Origin of the sequence: Chryseobacterium sp. CH25 (assembly GCF_004119455.1) — a bacterium.
Taxonomy (GTDB): Bacteria; Bacteroidota; Bacteroidia; order Flavobacteriales; family Weeksellaceae; genus Chryseobacterium.
The window spans coordinates 1-271 of the sequence record NZ_NRQT01000074.1 but is presented as its reverse complement, the minus strand read 5'-3'; the positions used below and the strand labels follow the sequence as shown (position 1 = coordinate 271).

At 36.9% G+C, this 271-nt stretch carries 1 protein-coding gene; it reads left to right on the top strand.

The annotated features are described in order from the left end of the window. Positions 1 to 86: 86 nt before the first annotated feature. Positions 87 to 271: hypothetical protein (locus tag BOQ64_RS24315; RefSeq protein ID WP_228448541.1), on the top strand; the 185-nt coding region annotated here is incomplete at its 3' end.

The window sequence follows — 271 nt, the reverse complement described above, 5'->3', positions numbered from 1 at the left end:
TGTTGTTGGCAAACAAATGCTAACTCGAAACGATAATTTATTAAGGATTAAACGGTTGGTTAACCCCTTATTGGACGTAAACATTGATGACGAGAAACGGTTCTATCGGGGTATTTGGAGTGTTGCCTTATTATAAAGATATTGCAAACAAGAATGGTATCCGATGCCAGAATGTTGTTGGCAAACAAATGCTAACTCGAAACGATAATTTATTAAGGATTAAACGGTTGGTTAACCCCTTATTGGACGTAAACATTGATGACGAGAAACG